Source organism: Halosimplex amylolyticum (assembly GCF_051414035.1).
Taxonomy (GTDB): domain Archaea; phylum Halobacteriota; class Halobacteria; order Halobacteriales; family Haloarculaceae; genus Halosimplex; species Halosimplex amylolyticum.
Map to the genome: position 1 here is coordinate 37,941 of NZ_JBLKNW010000004.1, position 23,401 is coordinate 61,341.

The window sequence follows — 23,401 nt, forward strand, 5'->3', positions numbered from 1 at the left end:
CCGGAGCAGGAACTAATACGTGACGACCCCAGTGAAACTGATCGAAGTGAGGGTTTCCGTACTGGAATCGACCTCGCGGGGTCTCCCGATACTTCGCGAGACTCTCTGTTCACTGAGGGGTCTTCCACTTAACTACGGGCGGGAGGACACCCGGCGTCACCGACCGGATCGCCACTGCCCGAGTTTCGGTTTCGCCAGGCCGCCGTTCAATTATCCGAACCGAACTCGAAATTTAGTCTCTCCAGCCGTATCGACGCGGGTTCGGTCCACGTCGCGGCGTCCTCGCCACAGAGAGGTCGGAGTACTGCCACTGTTTTCTTTCATATATATCTCAGTAGCATATCAATCCTGGATCTGTCGGTAGCGGGTCGCTAGTACCGAAACGAACCGCAGTTTCCGGTGGAACGGTCCCCCGTACGGGGACGGGACGTGGAACGGTCCGATCCCGCTCGTCCAACAGGGAGTCAGCCGTCGAGAATCGAACGTGATACGTCCGACGCACACGGGTAGCAGCCGCTGCACAGCCGTCAACGTCGAGATGCAAGAGCGAACGTCGGAGCGCGGGCGAACGGCCCCAGGCGACGGAGCGGGAACAGAGCCGCGAGGGAGTAGTGACAGAGCGGTGAGGGAGCAGTAACAAAGTCGTGAGCAAGTAGTAACAGAGCCGTGAGAGAGCGGTACAGAGGGAGTACGGAGCGGTGACGGAGTCGGTCGCGGTTTCGAGGAACAGGGAGCGCGGGACGGCGCTACACGAAGCGGAACGTCTCGAGGTTCTTCGGCGCGAAGGTGCGCATGTTGAACTCGTGGTACAGCGCGGAAGAGAGGTCCTGCGTCGAGGACTCGTCGCCGTGGACGCAGAGGACCTTCTCGGGGCGGGGGTTCATCGTCCGGACGAAGTTCTCGAGGCCCTGGCGGTCGGCGTGGCCGGAGAAGCCGTCGACGGTCTCGACGTTCATGTTCAGCGAGAGGGTGTCGGCGCGGCCGCCGCCGTCGTTGATCGGGATCTCGTCCCAGCCGTTCTGGATGCGACGGCCGAGCGTCCCCTGGGCCTGGTAGCCGACGAAGACCATCGTGCCCTCGTCCTGACCGCCGACGTGGCGCAGCCAGGACATGATCGGACCGCCCTCGACCATCCCCGAGGTCGAGAGGACGATGCAGGGGCCGCCGTCGGCGACCTCCTGGCGTTCCTCTTCGCCGCCGTCGATGTGGTTGAACTGGTCGGCGAGGAACGGATTCTCGTCGTCGTGGAAGATGCGGTCCCGGAGGTCGTCGCGGAGGTACTCGGGATAGGTCGTGTGGATGGCCGTCGCCTCCCAGATCATCCCGTCGAGGTGGACCGGGACCTCGGGGATGTCGCCCTCGCGCATCGCCTCTTCGAGGACGAGCATGATCTCCTGGGACCGGCCCACCGCGAACGCGGGGATGAGGACCTTGCCGTCGCGTTCGATGGTCTCGCGGATGACCTCCTTGAGTTTGCGCTCGGAGTCGGCCTGGTCGGTCTGGTAGTCGTTTCGACCGCCGTAGGTCGACTCCAGCACGAGCGTCTCGACGCGCGGGAACTCGTTGACGGCGCCGTTGAACAGGCGCGTGTCGTCGTAGTGGATGTCCCCGGAGAACGCGACGTTGTAGAGGCCGTCGCCGATGTGGAAGTGGGAGATGGCGGAGCCGAGGATGTGTCCGGAGTTGTGGAGCGTGAGCTTGATGTCCGGCGCGATGTCGGTCACGTCGCCGTACTCCAGCGGGATGGTGTGTTTGATCGCCTCGCGGACCATCTCGGACTCGTAGGGCGGGGCGCGGCCCTCCTTGGCGGCGACGTCGAGGTAGTCCAGCGTCAGCAGGCCCATGAGGTCCCGCGTCGGCTCCGTGCAGTAGATCGGGCCGTCGTAGCCGTACTTGAACAGGAGGGGGATGAACGCCGAGTGGTCGAGGTGGGCGTGCGTGAGCACGACCGCGTCGAGCGAACTCGGGCCAGAGCCGAGGGCTTCGGGAACCTGGAGGTACGGGACCTCGTCCTCGGCGCCTGGCTTGTCGCCGCAGTCGATCAGGACGCGCGTCTCCGGCGTCGAGAGGATGAAGGCGGCGCGGCCCACCTCGCGGCAACAGCCGAGGGTCGTGATGCGGACCCACTCGTCGTCGGACATCTCCTCGCGGTGGATCTGGCGGCCGATGCGTTCGAGGATGTCACGCCGCTCGTCCCGTTCCTGCTTGAGGAAGTTGCGGACGTTGTTGACCGTCGCCGACTCGATGGGCGGCGTGCGGACGACTTCGGGCGTCCAGCCGACTTCCTGGGTAATCTCCCGGAGCGTCGAGCCGTGGCGGCCGATGACCATCCCGGGCTTCTGGGCTTCGACGACGACCTCGCCGGTGTCGTGGTGGAAGTCGAGGTCCGTCACGCCCGCGTCTTCGGGGATGATCCCCTCGATGATGGCGCGGGCGTCGTCGGGCTCCGACAGCTCGCTCGGGTCGGGCCGGACGGTTATCCGCTTGCGGAGCTTGGAGGCGAGTTTGCGGATGAGGTCGCCGTTGCTGGCGAAGGTCTTCGGGTCGCGGGTGTACACGACCAGTTCGGGGCCCTCGTAGGTGACCTCCGTGATGGAGATTTCGTTCGGAACTTCCTGTTCGATCTCTGCTCTGATATCGTCGAGTTGCTTGTCTACTTGACTCATAGCTGCGAAAACAGGGTCGGACCGGCCGGCCACCGGACTCGGCGCGCGCTCGAACGCTCGCTGTCCCGATCGCCACGGCGTGCCTGCCGGGATCTGAAAGCAATATTCATAGGTCGGTTTTCCTACTGGCGTAGTCCACTCCGGACCCTACACGGAAGTGTCCGGAAAACCGGCTTACCTCGGTCTAAACCCCGGGTGTTATAAAAGCCTTCGCAAAACAGTAGGCGCCCCGACGCGTTCGACCGGTATGCACCTGACGCCAGCCGTCGTCGCCGAAGAGCGCGCGTGGGTCCGCGAACGCGCGCCCGTCGTCGTCGCGCTACTGAACGAGACGCGCGCGGAACTGGGCGAGCGATTCGAGACCGACGTGGCCACCGTCGACCCGGCGCAGTACCGCCGGGAGGTGGACGAAGTGTTCGCCGACGGCGACCGCGCGGTCAACGTCGCCGCGCTCGTCGGACTCCTGCGTGAACTGGACGTCGAGGGCGACTACCCGGGGTTCGTCGTCGACGAACTCCTCGGTCGCGAACTCGCGGGGACGATCGCCGGGAACCAGCCCCTCCGGACGCTCGGCGAGGCCACCTTCCACTACGCGGACGTGCTGACCGAGGCCGACGACGACGACCCGGCCGGACTGGACGACCTCGACGCCGCGCTCGCCGCGGGGTTCCAGACGCGGCTCCCGGGGTGGGAGTGGACCGAGTCGGCGAGTCCGTTCGCGGTCGAACCCTCCGACGCGGAGTGACGAGGAACAGCGGCGCGACCGGAGCCGTTCGACCCGCTACTCCCGAAGGAGCGCGTCGCCGTGGCGCTCCCGGAGTCGCCGTAGCTGCTCGCGCTGGTCGGCCACTCGCCGGGGGAGGTCATCGTAGACCTCGTCGAAGAGGTCGTCGCCCTCGGGCGCGGCGCGCGATTCGGCTGCTTCCATCGCGTCGGTGACGCGCTCGTCGACGCGGGAGCCGACGGCGTCGACCTCCTCTTCGTCGAGGCGGCCGGTGTCGACGAGGAACGTCTCCAGGCGGTCGATCGGGTCGCGCTCGCGCCAGTAGGCAACCTCGTCGTCGTCCCGGTACACGTCAGGGTCGTCCGCGGTGGTGTGTGCGCCGTAGCGGTACTCGACGGACTCGATGAGCGTCGGGCGCAGGTCCTCCGGGTCGGGGTCGAGCGCCTTCTCCCGGGCGTACTGGACGACCGAGTAGACCGCGAGCGGGTCCATCCCGTCGACGCGGACCCCCTCGAACCCGTACGCACGGGCCTTCTGGGCGAGCGTCGCGCTCGCCGTCTGGCGGTGACGGGGGACGGAGATGGCCCACTGGTTGTTGTGACAGAGGAAGACGGCGGGCGCGTCGAACACGCCGGCGAAGTTCAGCGCCTCGTGGAAGTCGCCCTCGGAGGTCGCGCCGTCGCCGAAGTGCGAGAGTGCGACCGACTCGTCGCCGCGGTGGTGAGCGGCCATGGCCGCGCCGGTCGCGTGGGGAAGCTGCGTCGCGATCGGGATGGCCTCGGGCGCCACAGTGGGTCCGCTCGCCGACCCGCACGGTAGCTGGGCGCCCATGAGTCCGCGGAGGATGTCCGGGAGGTCGAACCCGGCGACCAGGCGGACCGCGTGCTCGCGGTAGGTGGGGAACACCCAATCGTCGTCGGCGAGCGCGAGCGTGCTGGCGACCTGTCCGGCTTCCTGGCCGCTCATCGGCGCGTAGGTGGCGAGCCGGCCCTGGCGCTGCCAGCTCACCGCTCGCTCGTCGAAGCGCCGGGCGATCCGCATCGCCTCGTACATGGTGACGAGCGCCTCCTCGGAGAGATCGGGCACCGTCGCGTTCGGGAGGAGCTGTCCGTTCTCGTCGAGGACGCGGACTTCGCCCGTCTCCTCCGCGTAGTCGTTCGTCCGTACCAGATCGGTGTCTCGTATCGTGCTCATGGTGGGTCGGTCGTTGGTCTGCAGTCGCGGGTCGCGAGCGCGCGCATGGGAGTCCCCACGGCGCAACGCGGTCTGTCGGGGTTCGGTTCGGCGGCGGGGCGAGACGACGCGCTATCCGGGCGCGTCGCCGAAACGGCCGTCAGCGGTCTGTCGAGTGTCGAACTGCGAAAGAGTCCGCCAGCCATGTACGGAACCGCGGGCGAACCGCACCGGAACGCTCGGAAGCCGGGGCAGACGCCGTCCGCGCAGCACTGGCGGAAGACATACGTGAAGCGAGGCGCCATTTACACTTAATAATTGTGTGGGATTCCGCACCACACCGCACGAACGTCCGCATTTCGCGACCGCCACCGCCGGTCGAAGTGGCCGGTGGCGGGAGCGCTCGACCGTCCGGTCGGCGGTCGGTGTGCGAGAGGGAACCGGGGCTTCGTCAGGTTCAAGAACGCGCTCGGCGATTTCCCGGTAATGAGCGGCGAGCAAGAGCTCGGGATCACCGAGAGCAAGGAGCATTCGACGGGCGAGTGGTACGCCGAAGTCGTGCAGAAGGCGGAGATGGCCGACTACGCCCCCATGGGCGGGTTCATCGTCACCCGGCCGCGCGGGTACGCCGTCTGGGAGCGCATCCAGGACCACCTCGACGGCTGGTTCAAGGACACCGGCGTCCAGAACGCCTACTTCCCCCTCTTCATCCCGGAGAGCTACCTCGAACGGGAGAAGGACATCGTCGACGGGTTCGACCCCGAGGTGGCGTGGGTGACCCACGGCGGGTACGAGGAACTCGAGGAGCGCCTCGCCGTCCGCCCGACCAGCGAGTCCATCATCACCCCCTTCATCGCCGACTGGGTTCGTTCGCACCGCGACCTCCCGATGCGGCTCAACCAGTGGTGCTCGGTCGTCCGCTGGGAAGCGACCGAGACCAAGCCGTTCTTCCGCACCAAGGAGTTCCTCTGGCAGGAGGGCCACACCGCCCACGCCGACGAGGACGGCGCCTGGGACGAGACGATGACCCGCCTCGACCAGTACGAGAAACTCTACGAGGACGTGCTCGCGATGCCGGTCCTCAAGGGCCGCAAACCGCCCCACGACAAGTTCCCCGGCGCCCACACGACGACGACCGTCGAGGCGCTGATGCCCGACGGCAAGTCGGTCCAGGGGGGGACCTCCCACTACCTCGGGACCTCCTTCGCCGAGGCGTTCGACATCACCTACAGCGACGAGGACGAGAACGAACAGACCGCCCACACCACCTCGTGGGGGCTCTCGTGGCGCTCGATGGGCGCGCTCATCATGACCCACTCCGACGAGCAAGGCCTCGTGCTCCCGCCCGCGCTCGCGCCTGAGCAGGTAGTGATCGTGCCTATCTGGCAGGAGGACAACAGGGACGAAGTCGTCGAGTACGCCGCCGACGTGGCCGCCGAACTCGACGAAGCGGGCGTCCGGGTCCACCTCGACGACCGCGACAACCGCAATCCCGGCTTCAAGTACAACGAGTGGGAGCTCAAGGGCGTCCCCCTCCGCATCGAGGTCGGCCCCAACGAGGTCGAGGACGAGGAGCTGACGATGAACCACCGTCCCGACGGCGAGACCGTCGTCGAGGACCGCGCGGACGCCGCCGCGACCGTCGCGGACCACCTCGACACCGTCTTCGCGAAGCTCTACGCCAGCGCCGAGGAGACCCTGGAGGGCGAGATCCGCGAGGCAGACTCCCGCGAGGAGATCCTCGGCACGATCGGCCAGCACGGCGGCTACGTCAAGTCCGGCTGGTGCGGCGACGAGGACTGTGAGGACCCGATCAAAGAGGCCATCGCCGCCGAGATCGCGATGGTCCCCCTCGACCGCGACGAGGAGCCCGTCCACGACGAGTGCGCCATCTGCGGCGAGGACGCCGAAGAGACCGCGTACTGGGCGAAAACCTACTGAATTCGACCGATCCGTCCAGTTCTCGGGACTGCTCCGTTCGAACCGACGCGAACTCCGTTCCGGCGGTCGGAGTCAGTTCCCGCTCGCCTTCGACGCACCCTTCTCGTAGACGGGCGCAAGCGCGGCGTACACTGGATAGGGGAGGTTCCGTGCGACCGCCTGCAGGACGTCCTGGTGGACGGGCGGGTTCGAGTCTGCCGCGAGCGAATCGACGTCGCTCGCCGACAGCCAGCGGAAGAACTCCGTCGCACCCGCGACGGGGAACGTCCGGTCGAGGTCGATGTGGTCCTGGACGTCCCGCCACATGAACCGTTCGTCCGCTCCCATAGTGAACGCCCCGCGCTCGAATCCACTGCGGATCGCGTCGAACGTCTCCGGCGACGTCTCGTAGCCGAAGTCGTTCGGGTCGAGGCCCGCCAGGAGCAGTCCGGACATCGTCCGGTAGCACTTCTCGCACTCGTTGCAGTTCGCTCCCGCGTCCGATTCCGTGCACGTTCGGAGCGTGAGGTCCACGTCTTCCGAGCGGACGTACGCCGCGATGAGTTCGATCTTCTCCTGTCGGCTCAACTCGTAGCCGTCGTGATTGCACTCCGTGTGCCCCCAACGGACCCGATTGTCTATCTTCGGGTGGGACCCCCACGGTTCGGTGAACCCCTCCGTGTGGGTCGCAGCCATGTGAACGGTCCCCAGGCCGAGCGTGTAGGCGAGTGGCGCTGTCAGGCCGAGGAGGCCCAGCCCGTGACCGACGGAACTGTACCACGCGCCGTCGACGTACCGCTGGTAGTGCGCCTGGAGCATCCGCGTGTCCAGAAACGACAGCATGTTCGACCGAACGTACCGGTCTTCGACCCCGTGCTCGTCGGCGAACCGAGCGATCTGGCCACGCACGTTCTCCCACCGCTCGTCCTGGTCGTCGCCGATGACCCAGCCCTGGACGCTGACGAGCGTCGGGTCCGCGTCCCGCGTGCGGACGTAACTCGCCACCGAGTCCACTCCGCCGCTGAACAGCAGTCCCTCGTCCTCGAAGGACGCCGGGTCGCGCTCTCTCCGCGTGTCGACGACCTCCTCGGCGTGTATCTCCCCGCCCTCCATGAACGCGGGGTACATCTCGATCAGCGCGTCTCGGACTTCTTCGAGCGCGTTCAGAAACCGGGCGTCCACGACCTGCACCGAGACGTCGGCGCCGTTCGCCCACGCCACCGGACAGACCTGCGCGAGAGCCGGGATCACCGAGATAGCCGGCGGCACGTCGGAGACGTCGACGTCGTACTCGACACGGAAGCGCTCTCCAGTGAAGAACCGGCGGAGTCGCTCTGGCGGCGTCACGTCACACTCGATCACCGTCGACGCTGTCGATGGGGGAGCGATCTCGTGGGTCATACAATGTCTCGTCCGGGTCGGCCGGGACACCATCGCTGGTCGTCTCTCATTGGAACGGTATTAGCCATGTCGGGATCGCCAGATGACGCGGGATCGTATTAGTTGTTAACGGACTACTGCAACGGACGAGCGACAGGGGGTCGATACGGTCAGATAACACCGACCTACGACCCGACAACCGGACCCAAATTCGACGCCAGGCCGCCCCTCGTCGCCGATCTGACGCGCCGACCGAATGAGACCGTGCCCGAGCGCTGCCCCGCGGTTCACCATCCGGATTGCCCCTTCGTGAGACCGTCCGGATTTCGCCGCGTCGGTCGACCCCGGCGGACCGGGAAACGAGGAGCGAAATGCGGCTGTATCGACGACCCAGTCTCGATCGTCGCCGTCGATCACCCCGGGACGGCGACCTCCGCGCCAGCCGAGCGGTCACGGCGTTTCCGGGGGTGATCACGCCGTTCCCGTTCCCGTTCTCGTTCCTCGTCGGACGGCGTTCACCGCCGCGCCCAGCAGCACGACGATGCTGGCGAAGTACAGCCACGTGACGAACAGGAGGACGGCGCCGATCACGCCGTAGGCCGCGTACTGGCTGGCACCGGAGGCGTAGATCCGGAACCCGACCTGCAGTAACACCCAGCCGACCGCGGCCACGAGCGCGCCCGGGAGCACCTCCGTCACCGACACCTCGACCGGCGGGAGGACGTAGTATATCGGCAGGAACGCCAGCGCGAGCACCGCGATCAGGACGACCGTCCCGAGCACGTTCACGAACGGGATCTCCAGCGACAGCACCGAGAGCGCGACGCCGACGGCGACGACGACCCCGACGGCGAGTGCGATCCCGACGACGGCGACGAGTGCGTCGCGGACCTGATCCAGCAGGGAGGCCTCGACCTCGTCGGTGTACACCTCGTCGAACGCCTGGTCGAGGCCACGGAAGAGTTTCAGGCCGCTCCAGGTCAGCGTGACCAGGCCGACCACCGACGCGGCTCCGCGACCGGTGGTGTTCGTCAACGCCTGCGACACCGTGTCGACTCCCGACGAGGAGAGTTGCTGGCTGAGCATGCTCGTCACTCGATCCGCGAGGGCCTGACCGCCGACGGCAGACGCGACCACGACGGCGAGCAGTACCAGTGGGATTATCGACACGAACCCGTAGTACGCGATCGCCGCCGCCAGGAACGTGAGATTTCGGTCACGCGCGAGTTCGACGACGGAGCGAACTGTCGACATACCGCTCATATCGGCTCGAATCGGTTGAACCCGGGGCTGGCGCAGGAAAGCGCCCCGTCGTCACCTGTGCGGGCCGTGGGCCCGACCGACGGCTGGATCACTCGCGCCACCCCTCCGATCGGGCCGCCCGGACGGCCAGCACCACGACGACGACCGTCACCGCGACCGTCCCGAATCCGAAGCCGTCGCCGCCGGTGCTCGTCGGTTCGCGCACGGACTCGGATTCTGCGGCCCCGCCCCAGGACTCGCCGACGGCCAGCGTGCCCACCTCGGCGCCGTCGACCGTCACGTCACCCTCGACGGCGGGGAACTCGACGGAGACGTTCGTCCGAGCGTCGGGCGGGACCCGGACCGTCTCGTTGGCGACCGGTCGGCCGTCGACCGCGACCGAGAGGGTGTGCACCGCCGTTCGCTCGCCGCGGTTGACCAGCGTGGCCTCGACGGACGCGTTGTAACCGGTCCGCACCCAGTCGGCGAGCCCGCTCGCGTCGACCACGTCGACCTGGTCCGACCCGGGGGCGAGGTCGCCGCTCGTGGGAGCAGCCGTCAGGTTCTGCGCGGTGGGCGACCCCTCGGTCGCGTCGGCCTCGACGACCGAGACGGTGGGTAGTTCGGCCCCCGCGACGGTGAGTTCGTGCTCACCGAGTCCGTCGAACGACCGCTCGAACGTGATCACGTCCGACTCGCCCGCGTCGAGCCTGAGCCCCTTCGTCGCCACCAGTTCCCCGTCGACGCGGAGCGTCACGCGTTCTCGTGCGGCCCGGTCGGCCCGGTTCGCCAGTCGCGCCTCGACCACCACGGACTCGCCGAGGCCGACGCTCCGCTCGCTGAGTCGCGTCCCGACGACTTCGAACGACGACGCCGCCATCTCGCCGGACGTCGGCGTGGCCGTCGCGGCCTGCTCCGTGGAGGGAGTGGCTCTCGGCGTCCGGGTTGCCGTCGGCGTCTGGGTCGCCGTCGGGGACGGAGTGGACGTCTCCGTGGGCGTAGACGCCCGAGTCGGCGTTGGCGTCGTCGTCGAAGTCGGCGACGGTGTCGCCGTCGGGGCCGGTGACGGTGTCGCCGTCGGCGTGGCCGTCCGGGCGCGTGTTGCGGTCGGCGTTGCCGTCTGCGTCGCTGTCGGGACCGGAGTGATCGTGGTGTTCGGCGTCGCTACCGGTTTCTGCGTGGTCGCCGTCTCCGTCCCCTCTTCCCGATCGCCGTCGTCCCACAGCAGGTCGCTATCGTCTTCTTCGCCCTCCTCTTCTTCCTCGTCCTCCTCTTCCTCCTCGTCCTCGTCCTCTTCTTCCTCCTCGTCCTCGTCCTCTTCTTCCTCTTCTTCCTCGTCCTCCTCTTCCTCCTCGTCGTCCTCCTCATCATCTTCGTCCTCGTCGCCAGTTTCGTCTTCCTCGTCCTCCTCTTCTTCCTCTTCTTCCTCTTCTTCCGCTTCTTCCTCGTCGTCGGTTGCGACCGAGACGAGCGGCCCGTCAGCGGACTGTAGGGCCCCTTCCGAAACGGCCGTTCCGTCGCTGTGCGATCCGGCGACCGGCACGGTTCCGGTCGCGACGGCTGCTCCGCCGAGGACGACTGCGGCGAGGAGTCCGACGGTCGCGAGCCGTTGCGAAGCGACGCGTTCCATGGTGGTAGGCCGCCGGTATCACCAATTGTTAATCGCCCGCAAGTCCGAGTAGCGTCCACCTGCCGATCAGCGGGCCGCCATGGGAATCGCGGACTGCGACCCGTCCTCTCCGAACCCCGGGAGCAACCCCTTCCGACGGATCGGTCGGGGAACGCGCTTCCCGACCGCCGCCGGTCCCGGGTCCACGACGCCCGTAAGCGCTCTCTTCGAGCGGTCGGGACGGATTCCTGTCGTCAGAAGCGAGCCACGGCGCGAACGTCTCGGCGATTGGCCGACGCGGGTCTCAGAGGTCGGCCGCGCTGAACCGATAGTACCCGATGGCGAGCGGGACGAGCGACCAGGCGATCAGCAGGACGATAGCGGCCCACCAGTCGACGTAGAGCGGCGCTTCCTCGCCGACGTATCGCGCCGCGCGCGGGACGTCGAATCCGGCCCGGACGAGGCGATGGAAGGACTCGCTCGGGCCGGCTAGTCGCAGGAGGAGCGCCCAGTCGGGGATGTCGGCCAGCACCGTCGTGTCGAACCGGTGGAGAATCAGCAGCGTCAGCGAGTTGACGCCGCTCCAGAACGTCACCACGAACAGGTAGCCGCCGAACGCGCCCAGCGTGATCCACCGGTCGACCGTCGTGGCGGTCGACAGCCCGACCGCGAGGCCGACGAACGCCAGCCCGTAGAGGGCGCTCGCGAACAGGAACCACGGGTACATCGCGGCCCCGTCGGTCCCGTAGCGGACCGCGCCGATACCGCCCGCGACCGCGAGCGCGACGAGCGTCGGCGCCAGCAGGACGACTGCGCGGCCGACGAACGTGCCGACGACGACGTCCCGGCGCGAGTGCGGGAACGACAGCGAGAGGAACAGGCTCCCGCTCGTTCGCTCGTGGACGACGGACTTGTACCCGAGCAGGATCGCGACCACCGGGAGGACCACCGCGACCACGCCCGCGAGGCCGTCGAGGAACGCGGCGAACGTCGACTCGCCCAGGTACTCGTGGCCGTAGGCGTAGCCCCACGACACGGCGGCCAGCAGGCCGAACAGGAGCCAGATCGCCTTCGATCGACCGGCGTCGCGGACGTCCTTGCCCGCGATGACCCGCCAGCTCACGCCAGGTCCCTCCCGGCGAAGCGGACGTACGCGAGCGCCAGCGGCCCGACGATCCAGAGGACTAGCAACCCGAGCGCGAGCCACTCGTCGAGGTACCACGCGTCCCCGACCGAGCGGGCCGGATCGACGAACCCGGCGGTCACCCGGCCGAAGACGTTGCCGGGTTCCAGTTCGAGCAGGAACCGGACGGCGCCCGGGAGGTCGCCGTCGGCGACGCCGGCGGCGGTCAGCCCCAGCGCGATCCCCCGCTCGACCGCGTCCCAGACGACCACGAACAGGAAGACGAGCCCGAATCCGAGGACGAGCGCGCGCCGACTGGTGGCGACCGCCAGCGAGACCGCGATCCCCAGTCCGCTCCAGACCGCGCCGAACGCGACGGCCAGGACGACGAAGACGAAGAACGATGCGAGTTCGAGGTCGCCGAACGGGTAGACGACGAGCGCGCCGGCCGCGACCAGCGCGCCGACGACCGCGGCGGTCAACAGCCCGGTCCGGCTGGCGTACGTCCCGAGGACCAGGTCACGGCGGCTGTGCGGCAGGGAGAGCGTCAGGCGGACCGCGCCGGACTCGCGGTCGCTCACGACGGCGTTGTACCCGAGGAGGATGCCGACGAACGGGACGAGCGTCGTCACGGTCCCGTGGACGAACCCCGAGAAGCGGGCGGTCGTGTGCGGTTCGCTCCCGATGACGGGATAGACGTACCCCGCCAGAACGACGGCGGTGACGAGCAAGCCGAGCAGGAGTTTGACCGAGCGGGCCTCGACGGTCACGTCCGCGTCCCGCCGCGCGACGACTCGCCAGCTCATCGGTCGCTCGTCCCGGTGTACTCGATGAACATGTCCTCCAGCGAGGCCTCCTCGGTGCGGAAGTTCACCACGTCGACGCCGGCGCCGTGGAGCGCGACGAGGATGTCCATCTTCGCGTCGTTCGTGCAGGTGACCTCGACGGTGTCGTCGTCGCGCGCGACGGCCGTCTCGACGCCCTCGACACCCCGGATCGTGGTCAGCGTCGCCTCTTCCACCGGGTCGAGCGTGAGGACGAGCTTCGTCCCGCCGCCCAGTGACTCGCGGAGTCCCTCGATCGTGTCGACCGCGACGAGTTCACCGTCCTGGAGGATGCCGACGCGGTCACAGACCGCCTCGACCTGCTCGAGGATGTGCGAGGAGAAGAAGATGGTCGCCCCCCGCTCGTTCTCCTCGCGGAGGATCTCGCGCATCTCGGCGGCCCCGTTCGGGTCGAGCCCGGTGCTCGGTTCGTCGAGCACGAGCAGGTCCGGTTCGCCGACGAGCGCCATCCCCAGCACGAGCCGCTGTGCCATCCCCTTGGAGTAGTCGCTGGCCTTCCGGTCCGCGTCCTCGCGGATCCCCACCCTGTCGAGGACGTCGAGCGGGTCGGCGTCGGCCTCCTTCGAACGGATGGCGTACTCGACGTGCTGGCGGCCGGTGAGCCGGTCGAACACCGAGTACCCTTCCGGAAGCACGCCGATCCGTTCGCGGGCCTCGACGCCGCCGCGCTGGCAGTCGTGACCGAACAGTTCGACCGACCCCTCGGTCGGCTTCACGAAGTCGAGGAGGACGTTGATGAACGTCGACTTCCCGGCGCCGTTCGGGCCGAGAAAGCCGAACGTCTCCCCCTCGCGGACCGTGAGATCGACCCTGTCCAGAGCGATCTCCGTGCCGTACTGCTTCGATACCTCGGTCGCCTCGATCGCTTCCATGTCCGTCCCAAGTAGTAGCGGGGTAATAAGGCCCGGAGCCGAGTTTCAGGCCCAGCAACTCGTGGTGGCTGTCCGGCAGGGATGGCTGGCCGGCGGGGACAGCCGTCCGGAGGGAGCGGCCGGCGGGGCGGCCGGCCAGAAGAGATGGCTGGTCGGCGCGAGCGGCCGTCCGGCGAGAGCGGCCGGCGGATCGACCCGGGCACCGCCACGCCACGGCCTACGACCGACGTCGGACGAACGTCGCGAACGCGTCGGCGTCCACGTCACACCGGACGGCGGGCTTGAATCCGCCCAGGTGCGCGCCGCGGTCGCTCCCGGACTGCGGGCGCAGGGCGTCCGCGACCGATTCGTCCATGTAGTAGTTCGGTCCCCTCCGGAGGTCGCTCAGCCGGATCGCCCGGTCGAGCAGGCCGCCGGGTTCGCGCCCGGGGACGATCACTACCGGTCGCGGCCGCTCGGTGAAATCGGGGTCGTGATAGTACAGATCGCCGTACTCGGCGAAGCGTTTGGCGTGGGCGTTCTCCGGATGGCGCTCCAGGACGGCCGCTTTCTCGCCGGCGTCGGTCTCGGGGTCGACGACCGCGGGCGTTTCGGCGACGGTGAAGTACCCGAACAGGTAGCGGTGTTTGTACGCCGAGTCGGGGCCCGGGAAACCGCCGTAGAAGGCGACCGCGTCGCCGGGTTCGAGGTCGCGGAGTTTCGCGACGTAGCCCGGCCGGTGCTCGCCGTAGGTGAGCGCGTCGAAGTTCGGGTCGCGGTGGACCCGCCGGTCGCGGATCGCCTCCGGGTCCGTGATCCAGTCGCCGTCGCTCCCCGGGCGGATCCCGTCGAGCAGGTCCGCGAGCGATTCGTCCCGATGTCGGCACTCGAGGGTCCCGTAAGTCGCCGTCTCCGCGGTCGCCCCTTTCTCGGGGATAGGAACGTACTCGAACCGACCCTCCGAATCGACCGCCGGAACGGGCCGGACGTTGCCGGTGTCGGCGCCGACGCCGCAGAGGACGACAGTCACTGCCGCCGACCTACTCCCGCAGCGCGTCTTCGCGTTCGGTCGCTTCGAGAGTCTCTTCCTCGACGCTCGTGGCGACGACCGCCGGCTTGTACGCGCCGCCGTCGATGAGGTCGTGGTCCGAGACAGACGACTCGACGAAGCGGGTGAACGCCCGGCGCTCCGGCGGGAGTTCTCCGTAGAGCACTTCCTCCTCGACGAGGTCGTAGACCGGAATTCGGGGCGTCAGGAGGGTGTTCTCGCCGACGACGGAGTTCTCGCCGACGACGAAGCCCGAGGTGACGCGACAGCCGGCGCCCAGGGAGACGCCGTCCTCGACGATGACCGGCGCGTCCTCGACCGGTTCGAGCACGCCGCCGATGAGCGTGTTCGCGCCGAGTTTCACGTCGTCGCCGATCTGCGCGCAGGAACCGACCGTGTCACAGGAGTCGACGAGCGTGCCGTCCCCCACGTGGGCGCCGATGTTGACGAACGCGGGCGACATGAGGATGGCGTCGCCGCCGACGTAGGCGCCGCGGCGGATGACGGTGCCGTCGGGCGTGTTACGGGTGCCGCGCTCGGCGAGGTCGGCCGTCTCCCGGAGGGGGAGCACGTCGTGGTAGGTCACGTCGCCGTAGGTCCGTGGCTCGGTCTCGCGCAGGCCGAAGTTCAGGAGGATGCCCTGCTTGACCCACTCGTTGGCCTCCCACTCGTCACCGTGCTTCTCGGCGGCGCGGACCTCGCCGGCTTCCAGCGCGGCGAGGAACTCCTCGAGCGTCCCGAGGTGGTCGTCGGTCGCGTCGGCGGCCGTCAGGCCGTCCTGTTTCTTCGCCCAGAGGTCCTCGATATCGGCTTGGAGACTCATTGCTCCCCGATTTTCGCTCCGGCGTAATAGCACTCGTGGTCTGGAATGCGACCGGCGCGGTCAGTCCGCGTCGATCACTTCGTCGAACTCGTGCCAGCCGTCGCCCTGCTCCGCGAGCCACACGGCGGCGTCGAGCGCACCGGCGGCGAAGACCGCGCGGTCCTCGGCGCGGTGGGAGAGCGACACGACCTCGTCGTTCCCGGCGAGGACGAGTTCGTGCTCGCCGCGGATGTCGCCCGCGCGACGGGCGAACACGCCGATCTCGTCCTCTTCTCTGGGGGCGTGCCCCTCCCGACCGTAGACGGGTTCCACGTCGCGCTCGTCCTGTACCGTTTCGAGGATGGTATTGGCCGTCCCCGAGGGCGCGTCGACCTTGTCGTTGTGGTGGGTCTCCATCAGCTCGAGGTCGTACCCGTCGAGCGCGCCGACGGCCTCCGTAATCGTGCGGAGGAGCACCTGGATCCCCCGGGAGAAGTTGGTAGCCTTGAGGACGGGAATCTCGTCGCTCGCGGCTTCCAGCGCGTCGAAGCCGTCGTCGTCGAAGCCGGTGGTGCCGACGACCAGTCCGACGCCGGCCTCGACGCAAGCGTCGACCAGTCCGAGCGTCGCCTCGGGGACCGTGAAGTCGACCACCACGTCGGGGTCGTACTCCGCGAGCGCGTCGCCCGCGTCGGTCGCGTCGACGACCGGCACGCCCTCGACCTCGTCGACGTCGTTCACGTCGAAGCCGACGACCGCGTCGAGGTCGTCGCGCTCGGCGGCCGTCTCGATCACCGTCTGACCCATGCGCCCGGCTGCGCCGTTGACCGCAATCTGCGTCGTCATCGCTCTAGCTCCGCGTACTCGTCCTCGTAGTCGAAGGTTTCGGCTTCCAGGTCGTCGAGCACCGCTTCGAGGTCGTCGCGGTACTCCTCGGACAGGCGGGTCAGCGGCGAGCGCATTCGAGCAGGCCCGTAGCCCCGGATCTGCATCGCTTCCTTCACCGGGATCGGGTTGGTCTCGACGAACAGCGCGCGGAACAGCGGACCGAGGCGGTGGTGGATGGTGCGAGCCCGCTCGAAGTCCTCCGCGAGCGCCGCGCCGACCATCGCACAGGTACGCTCTGGTTCGACGTTGGCCGCGACGCTGATCGCGCCCGTCGCGCCGACCGAGAGCATCGGGACCGTCATCCCGTCGTCGCCGGAAAGCACGTCGAGGTCGGTGTCGCGCGTCCGCTCGATGATCTCGCTGATCTGCCCCATGTCACCGCTCGCGGCCTTGTATCCCTGTACGTTCGGGTGCTCGGCGAGTCGCTCGACGGTCTCGGGCTCGATGTTCTGTCCGGTCCGCGAGGGAACGTTGTAGACGATCTGCGGGAGGTCGACTTCGTCGGCGATCCGCTCGAAGTGCTCGACGAACCCGCGCTGTTCGGGCTTGTTGTAGTACGGTGAGATGAGCAACAGGGCGTCCGCGCCGGCCTCGGCCGAGCGCCGGGAGAGCGAGAGCGCCTCGCGGGTGTTGTTCGAGCCGGAGCCGGCGATGACCGGCACGTCGTCGACGGCGTCGATGACCGCCTCGACGACCTCGATGTGTTCGTCGTGGGTCATCGTGGCCGACTCGCCGGTCGATCCGCAGGGGACGAGGCCGTCGACGCCCGCGGCTTCGAGCCGCTGTGCGTCTCGCCGGAGTGTTTGGAAATCGATGCTGCCGTCGTCGTGGAACGGCGTGCACATCGCGGGGTACACGCCGCGGAACTGGAACGTCGTCATTGGCTGGTGTTCGCGTCGGTGGGTGATAGGCTACCCGGGATCGGTCGTGGAGTGCGAGGCGCGACCGTAGGGAGCGCCTCGATGGTGAGCGGGGAGCGCGGAGCGCGACCCGCGAACAGTGCGAGCGGCCAGGGGTCGGCCCGCGACGAGGACGCCACGCTCGCCGGGAGCCGCTCACGACCGTTTGCGTTTCGGAGAATCGGCGGACACGCCGGCCTCGGCGGCAACTGCGGCCGTGGATCCGGCGTGGAACATGTCCGAGAGACGGGCAGCGAACGACTTAGTGGTTGCGGACGACGGCTGTGCGTCGACCGGCCGATCCGACGGCACGCCTCACCCCTGCATGAACGTCCGCAGCACGTCCAGTTCCTCGTCCTCGGTCACGCGGTCGGACTCCATGCAGGCGTGGACGACCTTGTGCGCGAGTTCCGGTCGGAGCGAGCCGACCGACTCGCCGGCTCCGGTCTCCGTGCCGTCCGCCTCTCGGCCCTCCCCGGCGGTCTCCGCGCTGCCCCGGTCGACGCGCGTTTCCAGTTCCTCGATCCGTTCGTCCAGGGCGGCCACCGTCGACCGGACGTCCGCCAGCGGTCTGCCGTCGGATCCGGACCGGCGACCGTCCTCGTCGGCGCGCTCCGGTTCGGCCCGGGTGCCGTCGCGGTCCACCCCCGCTTCGGTCGGGTCCTCGCCGTCGTCCGACGCCGACTCGCGGTCGGTCTCCGGCGCTCCGGCCGCGTCTTCCGGCGGCCCGAGCCCCGAACCAGGCCGTCCACCGTCGCCCTCGACAGCCCTCCCGTGGGCCGCGGCTGCCACGTCGTCGGCCTGACCGTTCGACGCAGTCTCTGCCGCGGGAGATGGGCCGTCCGTCTCCGTGTCGTCGTTCGGATCTGCCGAGGGTTCCGGGTCGGCCGGTGCGTCGTCGCCGAAGACTGACTCCGTGAACTCGTTTCGTTCGGTCCACTCGAAGCCCGGGATCGCGTTGAGTCGCCGGCAGACCGTCGCGCGCGTCACGTCGAGTTCCTCCGCGAGGTCCCCCTGGGAGGCGTCCGGGCGTTCGTAGAGCGCGCGCAGGGTTCGCCGCTGTTTCTCGGGAAGCGACGACGCCGTCGGGGTCCCGTGGTCTGGCGTCGGATCGGGGTCTCCAGGTGTCACGTCGGAGTCGTCGGCTGCCGGTTCCGTGTCGTTGGCTGTCGATTCCGCGTCGTCGGCTACCGGTTCCGTATCGTCGGCGGCCGATTCCGTGTTCTCGGCCGTCGGACCGTCGCCGTCCGCGTGCCCGTCAGCCGGTTCTGTGTCCTGTCCGTCGGGGTTCGCTTCGCGGCCCGGGTCGCCGTACTCGTCGAGTACGCGCTCGACGAGGTCGGCGGAGGCCCCGCTGACTTCGTCGGCGATCGCGGCCAGCGACGCGTCCGGGTCGGACGCTGCGACGTCGAGGATCCGACGGTGTATCATGGCTCGCGGTTGGTCACGTCCTCGGTCCGCACGACTCATTAGGCGAGTTACAGATCTCCTGTGCGTATAGACTTTCCGCTCGGGGTGAGAATCGCACGAAGAAACGGCCCCAGTCTCGCGATTGTCGTACGAACAGTCCGTAGGTAGATCGGAAGTACGAGCGGGTTCAGCCCGCAGCGTGGCGCGCCGCTCGAATCCCAGCCGGGGTAGTCAGTCGTCGGCCTGTCCGTGGCTGGGGACGCCGGTCTCGGAAGCGGGGGCAGCGGGGTCGGGCAGGTCTGTGCGCACGTCGGCGCTCTCGCGCTCCTCGATGATCTCGGCGTACGCGTCGGGCAAGACCTTCGTGAAGTTCGCGAGTGCCGCGTCCCAGTCGGCGAGCAGCTCGGCGGCGCGGTCGGAGTCGGTGTACTCGGCGTGGTTCTCGACCAGACGGGTGATCATCTCGCGGTCGAGTTCGTCCAGCGTCGGATCGATCGAGACCATCCCCGTGTTGGCCTTCCGTGCGAACTGGCCGTCGGGGTCGTAGACGTAGGCGACGCCGCCGGACATGCCGGCCGCGAAGTTCTTGCCCGTCTCGCCGAGGACGACGATGGCGCCTCCGGTCATGTACTCGCAGCCGTGGTCGCCGACGCCCTCGACGCAGCCCTTGACGCCCGAGTTGCGGACGGCGAAGCGCTCGCCGGCGACGCCGTTGACGTAGGCCTCGCCCTGGGTCGCGCCGTAGAGGGCGACGTTGCCGATGACGACGTTCTCCTCGGCCGCGTAGTTGGCGTTCTCTGGCGTCCGGACGAGGAGCTTCCCGCCGGAGAGGCCCTTGCCGACGTAGTCGTTCGCCGTGCCGACGAGATCCATCGTGATCCCCTGCTGGAGGAACGCGCCGAAGGACTGGCCGGCGGTCCCCTCCAGGCGCACGTCGATGGTGTCGTCGGGCAGCCCCTCGCCGCCGTAGCGCGCGGAGACCTCGTTCGAGAGCGTCGCGCCGACGGCGCGGTGGACGTTGTCGACGTCAGCCGCCATCGCGACCGGCTCGCCGGATTCGAGGGCGGATTCGGCCGCGTCGATCAGGTCCCAGTCGAGCGCGTCGGCGACGTCGTGGGTTTGCTCGCGGGTCTTGTAGCGGTCGTCGTCGCCCGCGGGCTCGGCGATGACGCCCGAGAGGTCGACCTTCTTCGCCTTCGGCTGGCTGACGTCGGTCCGCTGGGCGAGCACGTCGGGGCGGCCGACCATCTCGTCGACGCTCGTGAAGCCGAGTTCGGCCATGATCTCGCGCAGTTCCTGCGCGACGAACGTCATGTAGTTGATGACGTGCTGGGGCTCGCCCGGGAAGCGGTCGCGGAGTTTCTCGTTCTGCGTGGCGACGCCGACCGGGCAGGTGTTCTCGTGGCACTGTCGGGCCATCACGCAGCCCGAGGTGACCATCGACGCGGTCCCGAAAGCGTAGCCCTCGGCGCCGAGCAGGGTGGCGACGGCCACGTCGCGACCCGTCTTCATCCCGCCGTCGGTGGTGACCTCGATGCGCGAGCGCAGGCCCGTCGCGCGGAGCATCTGGTTGGCCTCGGCGAGGCCGAGTTCCCACGGGAGCCCCGCGTTCTTGATCGAGGTCTTGGGCGACGCGCCGGTCCCGCCGTCGTGGCCGGAGATGTGGACCTTGTCCGCGTTGGCCTTCGCGACGCCGGCCGCGATGGTGCCGATGCCGTCCTCGGCGACGAGCTTGACGTTCACGTCGGCGTCCGGATTGCTCGCCTTGAGGTCGTGGATCAGCTGTTTCAGGTCCTCGATGGAGTAGATGTCGTGCAGCGGCGGCGGCGAGATGAGGCCGACCCCGGGCGTCGCGTAGCGGATCTGGGCGATCATCTCGTTGACCTTCTTGCCGGGGAGGTGCCCGCCCTCGCCGGGCTTGGAGCCCTGGGCCATCTTGATCTGGAGTTCGTCGGCCTCCGAGAGGTAGTGGCTGGTGACGCCGAAGCGGCCCGAGGCGACCTGCTTGGTCTTGCAGTTCTTCTCGGTGCCGAAGCGCTCGGGCGGTTCGCCGCCCTCGCCGGTGTTGGCGTGGGCGTCTAGCCTGTTCATCGCGATGGCGTTGTTCTCGTGCATCTCCGGGGAGAGGCTCCCCAGGCTCATCGCGGCCGTCTCGAAGCGCGTGACGATCTCCTCGACCGGTTCGACCTCCTCGATGGGGACCGGGTCGCGGTCGGAGTCGAACTCGAGCAGCCCGCGCAGGGTCTGGAGCTGTTCGTTCTGCTCGTTGATCTCGGCCGCGAACTCCTTGTAGCGCTCGTAGTCGCCGGTGCGGACGGCCTGCTGGACCGTCCCGACCGTCGATGGGTTCCACTGGTGGTGGATGCCGCCCGAGCGGTTCTCGAACTCGCCCTGCCGTTCGAGGTCGGGCTCGTCGCCCCAGGCGACCTCGTGGCGGTCGAGCAGGTCCTCCTCAATCTCTTCGAGACCGATCCCTTCGGTCCGGTTGGCGGTGCCCTCGAAGTACTCCTCGACGAAGTCCGAGGCGAGGCCGACGGCCTCGAAGATCTGGGCGCCCTGGTAGCTCTCGACGGTCGAGATGCCCATCTTCGCCATCGTCTTCAGGAGGCCGTCCTCCAGCGCGTTGACGTAGGCGTCGATGGCCTTCGACAGCTCCGCGCCGTCGGGACCGGCGACCAGGTCCTCGATGGTCTGGTAGGCGAGGTAGGGGTTGACCGCGCCCGCGCCGTAGCCGACCAGCGTCGCCACGTGGTGGACGGTCCGCGGGTCACCCGACTCGACGACGAGCCCGACGTGGTTGCGCAGCCCGTTGCGGACGAGGTGGTGGTGGATACCGCCCACGGCCAGCAGGCTCGGGATGGCGACGCGGTCCGCGCCCGCCTCGCGGTCCGAGAGGACGATGATGTCGTGTTCCGTCGCGGCGTCGGAAGCCTCCTCGCGGGCTTCCTCGACGGCCTCGCGGAGGCCCACTTCGTCGGGGTCGTAGCTGATGTCGACGACGACCGACGACATGCCGTTCTCGTCCAGGTCGCGGATGGCCTGGGTCTGCTGGTCGGTGAGCACGGGCGAATCGACGACCAGCTGGCGGGCGTGCACGGGCGACTCGTCCAGCAGGTTGCGCTGGTAGCCCAGCCGCGACTCCAGGGAGGTGACCAGTTCCTCGCGGATGTAGTCCAGCGGCGGGTTGGTCACCTGTGCGAACAGCTGCTTGAAGTAGGTGAACAGGGGGCGGTTGAACTGCGAGAGGACCGAGAGCGGCGTGTCGTCGCCCATCGATCCGACGGGGTCCTTGCCCTTCTCGGCCATCGGCTCGATGAGGTGGTCGACCTCGTCGTAGGTGTAGCCGTACTGGGCCTGGTAGGCCCGCAGTTCGTCGAAGTCGTGGGCGGGGAGGTTGTCGTCCTCGGGGTTGATGTCGGCCAGTTCCACCTGGTTCTCGGCGACCCACTCGCCGTACCGCTCGTCCGTGAGCCCCTCGAACACCTCGTCGTCGGGGACGACTCGGCCCTCCTCGGGGTCGGCGAGGAACAGTTGCCCGGGCTGGAGGCGGCCGCGTTCCTCGATGTCGGCGGGGTCGGTGTCGAGCGCGCCCGCTTCGCTCGCCATCACGAGCGTGTTGTCGGTCAGCACGTCGTAGCGGCAGGGTCGCAGGCCGTTGCGGTCGAGGACGGCGCCGACGCGGTCGCCGTCGGTGGCGGCCACGAGCGCGGGACCGTCCCACGGCTCGACGAGCGAGGCGTGGTAGTCGTACCAGTCGCGGCGGTCGCCGGTCACGTCGTTGGCCTCGCCGCGCCACGCCTCGGGGATGAGCATCCGGAGCGCGTGGGGCAGGTCCCGGCCTTCGAGCAGCAGCAGTTCGAGCGCGTTGTCGACGCTCGCGGTGTCCGACTGCTCGGGGTCGTCGATGATCGGCTTGAGTTTGTCGATGGTCGACGGCTCATCGCCGTCTCCCGCCGAGGTGCTTCGCACCCCGCTGTCCTCGAACGCGTCGGAGTCGAGGTCCGTCTCCCGCGCGCGCATCCAGTTGATGTTGCCCTGGATCGTGTTGAACTCGCCGTTGTGGATGATCCCGCGGTAGGGGTGGGCGAGGTGCCACGCGCCGAGCGTGTTCGTCGAGAACCGGGCGTGGACCATCGCGAAGGTGGTGTCGACGCGCTCGTCGGCGAGGTCCGGGTAGTAGTCGGCGACCTGTTCGCCCTTGAGCAGCCCCTTGTAGACGACCGTGTCGGTATCGAGCGAGACGACGTAGAAGCGCTCGTGGCCCGCGGGCTCGGTCTCGTCGACGCGGGTCTCCAGCACTCGGCGAGCGACGTACAGCTGCCGGTCGAACGCATCGCCCGTCAGCCCCTCGGCGGACTCGACGAACACCTGCACGACCTCCGGTTCGGCGTCCAGTGCCGTCTGTCCGAGGTCCGCGTTGTCCGTCGGGACGGTCCGCCAGGCCACCACGTCGAGCCCCTCGTCGTCGAACGTCGTCTCGACGACGTCCGTCAGGTCCTCGCGCGCCGCGGCGTCGTCGTTCGGGAGAAAGAGCGTGCCGACCGCGTACTCGCCGGGCGTGAGGTCGGCGTCGACTTCGTCGGCGAAGAAGTCGTGGGGGGTCTGGATCATCACGCCCGCGCCGTCGCCGGTCGACTCCTCGGCGCCCGTCGTACCGCGGTGTTCGAGGTTCTCCAGTAGCTCCAGTCCGTCGGAGAGGACCCAGTGCCCACCGTCGCCGTCGAGGTCCATCACGACCCCGACGCCGCAGTTGGACCGCGCGTCGGCCGGGTCCGCCAGCCGGTGGTCCCCGTCGTCACGAGAGAAGGTAGTCATCGGTGT

At 68.6% G+C, this 23,401-nt stretch carries 16 protein-coding genes; 2 read left to right on the forward strand and 14 right to left on the reverse strand.

The window, feature by feature from the left end:
* Positions 1–746: 746 nt before the first annotated feature.
* Positions 747–2,666: a beta-CASP ribonuclease aCPSF1 gene (locus ACMGFE_RS17020; RefSeq protein WP_436926430.1), complete on the reverse strand. Its 1,920-nt coding sequence runs from the start codon at positions 2,664–2,666 to the stop codon at positions 747–749.
* A 247-nt stretch (positions 2,667–2,913) separates the two neighbouring features.
* Between ACMGFE_RS17020 and ACMGFE_RS17025 the strand changes: the two genes are divergently transcribed.
* The gene (locus ACMGFE_RS17025) at positions 2,914–3,411 is read left to right on the forward strand and encodes a DUF7984 family protein (RefSeq protein ID WP_436926431.1); all 498 of its coding nucleotides are present in this window, start codon (positions 2,914–2,916) and stop codon (positions 3,409–3,411) included.
* A gap of 36 nt (positions 3,412–3,447) precedes the next feature.
* Here ACMGFE_RS17025 and pdhA read toward each other — a convergent pair whose 3' ends face one another.
* Positions 3,448–4,584 carry a pyruvate dehydrogenase (acetyl-transferring) E1 component subunit alpha gene (pdhA, locus tag ACMGFE_RS17030; RefSeq protein WP_436926432.1) on the reverse strand — a complete coding sequence of 379 codons (1,137 nt, stop codon included), beginning with the start codon at positions 4,582–4,584 and terminating at the stop codon, positions 3,448–3,450.
* Between the two features lie 465 nt (positions 4,585–5,049).
* Here pdhA and proS point away from each other — a divergent pair, with 465 nt between their 5' ends.
* Positions 5,050–6,504 carry a proline--tRNA ligase gene (proS, locus tag ACMGFE_RS17035; RefSeq protein WP_436926433.1) on the forward strand — a complete coding sequence of 485 codons (1,455 nt, stop codon included), beginning with the start codon at positions 5,050–5,052 and terminating at the stop codon, positions 6,502–6,504.
* Between the two features lie 72 nt (positions 6,505–6,576).
* Here proS and ACMGFE_RS17040 read toward each other — a convergent pair whose 3' ends face one another.
* The 12 genes from ACMGFE_RS17040 to gltB all read right to left on the reverse strand — a co-directional run bounded on the left by ACMGFE_RS17040 (position 6,577) and on the right by gltB (position 23,395).
* Complete coding sequence (locus ACMGFE_RS17040; RefSeq protein ID WP_436926434.1) at positions 6,577–7,884, reverse strand: hypothetical protein; 1,308 nt, start codon at positions 7,882–7,884, stop codon at positions 6,577–6,579.
* 450 nt (positions 7,885–8,334) lie between these two features.
* The gene (locus tag ACMGFE_RS17045; protein ID WP_436926435.1) at positions 8,335–9,117 is read right to left on the reverse strand and encodes a YihY/virulence factor BrkB family protein; all 783 of its coding nucleotides are present in this window, start codon (positions 9,115–9,117) and stop codon (positions 8,335–8,337) included.
* A 97-nt stretch (positions 9,118–9,214) separates the two neighbouring features.
* Positions 9,215–10,735 (reverse strand): hypothetical protein, encoded by a 1,521-nt coding sequence (locus tag ACMGFE_RS17050; protein ID WP_436926436.1) that lies wholly within the window; start codon positions 10,733–10,735, stop codon positions 9,215–9,217.
* Between the two features lie 283 nt (positions 10,736–11,018).
* Entirely contained in the window at positions 11,019–11,837 is an 819-nt protein-coding gene (locus tag ACMGFE_RS17055) for an ABC transporter permease (protein ID WP_436926437.1), read from the reverse strand.
* Complete coding sequence (locus tag ACMGFE_RS17060) at positions 11,834–12,643, reverse strand: ABC transporter permease subunit (RefSeq protein ID WP_436926438.1); 810 nt, start codon at positions 12,641–12,643, stop codon at positions 11,834–11,836. The genes ACMGFE_RS17055 and ACMGFE_RS17060 overlap by 4 nt, the downstream gene beginning before the upstream one ends.
* Positions 12,640–13,554 (reverse strand): ABC transporter ATP-binding protein, encoded by a 915-nt coding sequence (locus ACMGFE_RS17065; protein ID WP_436926439.1) that lies wholly within the window; start codon positions 13,552–13,554, stop codon positions 12,640–12,642. Before ACMGFE_RS17065 ends, ACMGFE_RS17060 begins: the two co-directional genes overlap by 4 nt.
* A 217-nt stretch (positions 13,555–13,771) precedes the next feature.
* Positions 13,772–14,563, reverse strand: coding sequence for an Nmad3 family putative nucleotide modification protein (locus ACMGFE_RS17070; protein WP_436926440.1), 792 nt, complete (start codon positions 14,561–14,563; stop codon positions 13,772–13,774).
* A 10-nt stretch (positions 14,564–14,573) separates the two neighbouring features.
* Positions 14,574–15,404: a 2,3,4,5-tetrahydropyridine-2,6-dicarboxylate N-succinyltransferase gene (locus ACMGFE_RS17075; protein WP_436926441.1), complete on the reverse strand. Its 831-nt coding sequence runs from the start codon at positions 15,402–15,404 to the stop codon at positions 14,574–14,576.
* Positions 15,405–15,464: 60 nt separating this feature from the next.
* On the reverse strand, positions 15,465–16,229 hold the full coding sequence (gene dapB / locus ACMGFE_RS17080) for a 4-hydroxy-tetrahydrodipicolinate reductase (RefSeq protein WP_436926442.1): 765 nt from the start codon (positions 16,227–16,229) through the stop codon (positions 15,465–15,467).
* A complete protein-coding gene (dapA, locus tag ACMGFE_RS17085; protein WP_436926443.1) occupies positions 16,226–17,152 on the reverse strand; it encodes a 4-hydroxy-tetrahydrodipicolinate synthase in 927 nt (308 codons plus the stop codon). The genes dapB and dapA overlap by 4 nt, the downstream gene beginning before the upstream one ends.
* 333 nt (positions 17,153–17,485) lie before the next feature.
* Entirely contained in the window at positions 17,486–18,601 is a 1,116-nt protein-coding gene (locus ACMGFE_RS17090; protein WP_436926444.1) for a winged helix-turn-helix transcriptional regulator, read from the reverse strand.
* Positions 18,602–18,811: 210 nt separating this feature from the next.
* Positions 18,812–23,395, reverse strand: coding sequence for a glutamate synthase large subunit (gltB, locus tag ACMGFE_RS17095; RefSeq protein WP_436926445.1), 4,584 nt, complete (start codon positions 23,393–23,395; stop codon positions 18,812–18,814).
* Positions 23,396–23,401 lie beyond the last annotated feature (6 nt).